The following is a 3,947-nucleotide window of genomic DNA, read 5'->3' as shown; positions in this document are numbered from 1 at the left end:
GTCACCTGTTGCATTTTCAATGTTGTGCCCTCGATGGAATATTCTTTTTTTCATCCACACTCCTCAACAAAGTTGAGTCAAATCGCTGTACAAAAAACAAGCATCAAAAAAATAATCTCTTGAGATAATAAGTATTGTTACAAAAACTCATTAAATCCAGTGTTATTGAAGCATTTAGTTGCTCATTTGTCTTCTTGTTAAGCTTATAAATTTGTTGTCAGTGTGATTTTTTTACTCTTCACTATGTACTAATTTATGTTTGGTATATCTTTATAATTATAGTGCATTAGAAGGTTATCATTAAATGGCCAAGAAAATCCCACCTATCGATAATGAAGAGCAGCTGCACCTTAGCATCAAAACATTCGCTGGGCTTATCGAATCTACGGAGCCATGGGAAGAGCTTACGCACGGTCAATATGCGAAAAATACGCTCGTTGCTTTTAAGAACGACTGGAATAGCTTTGTTACTTTCTGCTTAGAAAATAAAGTGCCATGCTTGCCTGCAAAGTCGGATACAGTGCATAGGTACATCGACTACATGTCACGCTCTCGAAAACTCGCCAGCCTAAAGCGTTACATGGTAACAATCAGTTTGGTGCATCGCTGCCATAATCTTACCGACCCTTGTTCCCACACCGAAATACGCCTGGAGATGCAAAAGCAGCAACTCGAAAAGCATGACGATTATCGTAATGCCTCAGCATTTCGAGACGAACACTTACAAAAGCTTCTTTATCAGTTTGAGCTTTCCACCAAAGTGAAAGATATCCGCGACATGGCGATATGGGCCGTCTCATTCGAGGCAATGCTTAAACGCAGCGAGCTTGCTGCACTCACGATTGATTCGTTGGAGATACATGCAGATGGTTTGATTGACCTCTTAGTTAACGGCAGAAGCATTGCCCTTAGTTCTGTATCGTCTAAAGCATTACAGCGATGGCTTGTTATAAGCATGATTTGTGAGGGCTTTGTTTTCCGTCGTATCGATCGCCATAGCAACATAGGTGATAAGCCGCTGGATCACTCATCGATTTATCGTGTATTTCGACGTGCCAGCGATGAATTAAGCCTACCGTCATCCGCCCTATTCTCCGGACAGTCTCCACGAGTTGGTGCCGCTAAGGATTTAGCCGATTCAGGCCTTTCTATTAGCGAAATTCAAGATCAGGGACGTTGGAAAAGCCCGGCAATGCCGGCCCAATACGTAGGCAATACCGATCGGCATGATAAAGAGATCGCCAAGTATGTTAAGCCTAAGCCATGGGATAAATAAGTATGGTATTGAATATAGAGACAAACAAAAAGTTATAGTGCGTTAGATGGGCTTTATTAGGAATACTACTGCTCTGAAGGACTATCAGCCCAATGTTCTCTTGGACCTTGTTGGATATCAATCAGTACAGTGATCCGTTCAAACAGTCGTTGAAGCGGCTTTAATTCGCCAAAGTAACCCATTTGGTTGGCGTCGACCCATTCTTTAAGGTTTATACCTTCCCAGCACACTTCATAGCCGGCATTAATCGCTAGGATTTCGAAAAAGATACGTTGCACCCTGCCATTTCCTTCACGAAATGGGTGGATTATATTCAGTTCGCAGTAATAGTGCGCCATACGTTTGATAAACGTATCGAATGGCAAACCACAAAGAAAATCTTCTCGCTCCAGTTCGTTGAAAAGTTTTTCTGCTTCACGCTGAATATTCTCCATATGGCAAAACCGCGTTTGCCCTTTTGTAATATCAACCTGGCGTATTTGGCCGGCCCATAAGTACAAGTCCTGGAACAGGTGTTGATGGGTTTTTTGAAGATAAGCCAGATTGAATTGATCAAACTCGGGCACAAAGTGTTCAGCCCGAACGCGAGTAAAATCTCGTTCTGCAAGCTCAAGCTCGTCTTCATCCTTGATAGATAAGCGATTCTTGAGGGTAGTCGTACCGGGATAACAGTCCGGGTCTTGGTTTACACCATATTTATCTCGCATAGCGCTGTTTTAATCTGGCAATTTTAACGGATTCTGTAGATTGATCTATGTCGCTATCCATCTTTGTTGGCTCAACATCGAAACCTTCAAGCTGTAGGCTCGCCCTGTAATTTCGAGCTCGCAAAGCTTCAAACCGTTCACGTTTTTGTTTCGTTGTCAGCATATTTTTCCTTTTTGCATCTATACCCAGTATTGCACCTCCAGACAGAATCGCCAATTTGGCCGGGGGAAAGCTCTCCTCCGGCCAAAGCGTAGTTTATACTGCGGCCGCTTTAATAGCTTTCTCCAGATATACGCTAAACGAGTGGCCATTATGCTCCAGCATTTGAGGGAACATTGAGATTGGCGTCATACCTGGGAAGGTATTAATTTCGTTAAGCAAGATCTCATTATCTTCACTGAGGAAGAAATCAATGCGTGACAGATCTTTCAGCTTCATCTGTACAAACGCTTTACGCGCATAGTGACGGATCTGTTCAACTTGTTCTTCAGTCAGATCACGAGCTTCAACCGTTGTTGTAGAGTGGCTGTCTGAGCTGTACTTCTCTTCATAGGTATAGAACTTGTCTGCCGGACACGATACTTCACCTGGCTTGGTGATCACCAACTCATCGCCGTATTGATAAGCAGCGATTTCAAGCTCACGGGGCTTGATCGCCTTTTCAATAAGAACTTGATCGGAATAGGTAAACGCCTTATTTACCGCATCGGCAAGTTCAGAAATGTTCGCGACATGGTAACAACCGACCGAGGAGCCCTGACAAGCGGCTTTAATGAAGACCTCTCCCCATTTTTCCAAAGCGGCAGCAGCTTGTGCATGTGCCACTTCGTTATTATCACTCAGGAAAACGTAAGGCGTATTTGGAATGTTCAGCGCATCAAACCACAGTTTGGTAGTGATTTTGTTGAAGCAGTTGGTGCTGGCCTCTGCGCCACAGCCGAAGTATGGCAGTTTCGCCATATCAAGAAACGATTGGAGATCACCGGTTTCGCCTGGATAGCCGTGAACACATGGGATCACATAATTAACTTGCGTCTTCTGATCGCCAACTTGCAATGAACGGTCAAGATTCAGCTGACAGTGAGTACCTTCATTGTCAAACCAACCGCTCTCTTTCATTTCAACACGGGTGTAGGTAATGCCATCAATCTTCTGGAGCTGCTGTTCCACAAAGTTAGCAGAAACGAGAGAAACTTCGTGCTCGGCGCTTCCGCCGCCGCACAATAATAAAACATGGATTGAGCTCATTATCATCCCTTGTAGTACAAGCCGGCAGATCTTGTCTTGCCAGCCACTTATTTGTTCAGCCTAACGTCAAAGCGTATCTCCGCCCATGCACGCTCAAGCTATCATTCTGTCTCAATAGTAATAAAAAAAACGGGCGTATTGCACCTTACAGATCAGTTATCAGTGAAATATTTCATTAAATTAACATTGGTTAAGCATAAAAGTCGCGATAACTAAATGAAGTTAACGTTTTCAGCTGCCTAGATGACATTAATTGAACATCATGACTTCTGTCTGATCTTCCGGATATAAAAAAAGAGAGCAAGCTTGCTCTCTTTTCCATTGATTAGTTCAGCTTTGTGAGCTTAGGCGTCGGTGATGCCTTAATCTCTTTCAGGCTGCGGATAAACGGACCGTAGTCTTTTACGTTTTGTGGCAGTGCTGCCAGAGCCCTTTTTGCCTGGTCGCGTGTATCAAAGTGACCGTACAGTAAGGTGTACCATGGAAGGCCATCAAGCTCTTTCTTGTTCATCCAAACAGGCTGATCCGATGGCAGTTTATTCATATAAGGTCGGAAACCTCTATTATGGCTCAATGCCAGCACCTGAATTGTGTATCCACCAGAAGCAGCCTTGGAATACTTGTAAACAGGCTTCTTCGGCTTAGGCGTTTGCTTTTTAGCCATTTGCTCTTCAGGATGCTGAGGCGATATTTTGACAACCTGCTTTACCGGTTT

5 protein-coding genes are annotated in these 3,947 nt (G+C 43.7%); 1 reads left to right on the top strand and 4 read right to left on the bottom strand.

The features are described 5' to 3' along the window. The first annotated feature begins 304 nt into the window (after positions 1 to 304). Entirely contained in the window at positions 305 to 1,276 is a 972-nt protein-coding gene (locus tag MHN01_RS19130; RefSeq protein ID WP_239412808.1) for a tyrosine-type recombinase/integrase, read from the top strand. A 65-nt stretch (positions 1,277 to 1,341) separates the two neighbouring features. Here MHN01_RS19130 and MHN01_RS19125 read toward each other — a convergent pair whose 3' ends face one another. The 4 genes from MHN01_RS19125 to MHN01_RS19110 form a co-directional block, all read right to left on the bottom strand. Further along, the gene (locus tag MHN01_RS19125) at positions 1,342 to 1,983 is read right to left on the bottom strand and encodes a putative adenosine monophosphate-protein transferase Fic (RefSeq protein ID WP_239412807.1); all 642 of its coding nucleotides are present in this window, start codon (positions 1,981 to 1,983) and stop codon (positions 1,342 to 1,344) included. Next, the gene (locus MHN01_RS19120) at positions 1,973 to 2,146 is read right to left on the bottom strand and encodes a YhfG family protein (RefSeq protein ID WP_239412806.1); all 174 of its coding nucleotides are present in this window, start codon (positions 2,144 to 2,146) and stop codon (positions 1,973 to 1,975) included. Before MHN01_RS19120 ends, MHN01_RS19125 begins: the two co-directional genes overlap by 11 nt. Before the next feature lie 93 nt (positions 2,147 to 2,239). Continuing rightward, positions 2,240 to 3,232: a D-alanine--D-alanine ligase gene (locus MHN01_RS19115; protein WP_239412805.1), complete on the bottom strand. Its 993-nt coding sequence runs from the start codon at positions 3,230 to 3,232 to the stop codon at positions 2,240 to 2,242. A gap of 325 nt (positions 3,233 to 3,557) precedes the next feature. After that, on the bottom strand, positions 3,558 to 3,947 hold a 390-nt coding region (locus tag MHN01_RS19110), incomplete at its 5' end, for an SPOR domain-containing protein (protein ID WP_239412804.1).

The sequence above is a fragment of the Photobacterium sp. OFAV2-7 genome (genome assembly GCF_022347985.1).
GTDB lineage: Bacteria > Pseudomonadota > Gammaproteobacteria > Enterobacterales > Vibrionaceae > Photobacterium.
This window is presented reverse-complemented; position numbering and strand designations above follow the sequence as displayed.

Bases quoted from the DNA above. Each gene is read 5' to 3' on its own strand.
- MHN01_RS19130 (WP_239412808.1), top strand. From the start codon at position 305: ATGGCCAAGAAAATCCCACCTATCGATAATGAAGAGCAGCTGCACCTT.
- MHN01_RS19125 (WP_239412807.1), bottom strand. From the start codon at position 1,983: ATGCGAGATAAATATGGTGTAAACCAAGACCCGGACTGTTATCCCGGT.
- MHN01_RS19120 (WP_239412806.1), bottom strand. From the start codon at position 2,146: ATGCTGACAACGAAACAAAAACGTGAACGGTTTGAAGCTTTGCGAGCT.
- MHN01_RS19115 (WP_239412805.1), bottom strand. From the start codon at position 3,232: ATGAGCTCAATCCATGTTTTATTATTGTGCGGCGGCGGAAGCGCCGAG.